Below are 792 nucleotides of genomic sequence, written 5' to 3' on the forward strand. Positions count from 1 at the left end.
GTCCCCTTTTTCCCCGGCGTCAGCGCGGCGGACGCGTCGGCGCGCTGACGCCGCCCAGGAACTTGAAGGTGGCGGTGGCATGGGCACACAGCTCGCCCTGGGCGTTGAGCACCCGCCCCTCGCAGAAGGCCATGCTGACGGTGCGCTGCAGCACCGTGCCAATGCCGCGCAGCTCGCCCTCGGCGGGTCGCAGAAAGCTGGTCTTGAGCTCGATGGTGGCCACGCCCGGCCCTTCCTGGTGGCCGCTGCGGGCGGCCAGGGCCATGGAGATGTCCATCATGGTCAGCAGAAGCCCGCCATGCGCCACGCCCCAGCCATTCAGGTGGGGCGGCTGCAGCCAGACCCGGACCTCCGCGCTGTCCTCGGTGGCACCGTAGAACTGCAGGCCCAGGTGGTGGGCAAAAGGAATGGGGATCGGGAAAGGCTGGGGATGGGCCTGGGACGGGACGGGGGCGTTCATGCCACGATCTTCTCGCAAACCCTGAGGGAACACCCTCCCCAGGACCGGCCGGTGGCCAACCGGCTGGGCGAGGAAGGGCAGGGCCTGAAGATCGCCCTGTCGGGCCTGGAGGGCGGGCGCATCGGCATCGCCAGCCAGTGCATCGGCATGGCCCGCGCGGCCTTCGAGGCGGCGCTCAAGTACAGCAAGGAACGGGTGGCCTTCGGCGTGCCCATCTTCGAACACCAGGCCCTGCAGCACAAGCTGGGCGACATGGCCACCCAGATCGAGGCTGCGCGCCAGCTGATCTGGCATGCCGCCAGCCTGAAGGACGCCGGTAGGCCCTGCCTGAA

The 792-nt window shown here is 69.6% G+C and carries 1 protein-coding gene and 1 pseudogene; one reads left to right on the forward strand and one right to left on the reverse strand.

All coding sequences use genetic code 11. From position 1 onward, the window contains the following. Window positions 1–19: 19 nt before the first annotated feature. The gene (locus I73_RS18745; protein WP_022982023.1) at window positions 20–460 is read right to left on the reverse strand and encodes a PaaI family thioesterase; all 441 of its coding nucleotides are present in this window, start codon (window positions 458–460) and stop codon (window positions 20–22) included. A 48-nt stretch (window positions 461–508) separates the two neighbouring features. Here I73_RS18745 and I73_RS29000 point away from each other — a divergent pair. Then, window positions 509–792, forward strand: a pseudogene (locus I73_RS29000) (acyl-CoA dehydrogenase family protein); the annotation flags it as partial.

Source organism: Ideonella sp. B508-1 (genome assembly GCF_000333615.1).
In the GTDB taxonomy this organism is placed as follows: domain Bacteria; phylum Pseudomonadota; class Gammaproteobacteria; order Burkholderiales; family Burkholderiaceae_C; genus Ideonella.

Bases quoted from the DNA above. Each gene is read 5' to 3' on its own strand.
- I73_RS18745 (WP_022982023.1), bottom strand. From the start codon at position 460: ATGAACGCCCCCGTCCCGTCCCAGGCCCATCCCCAGCCTTTCCCGATC.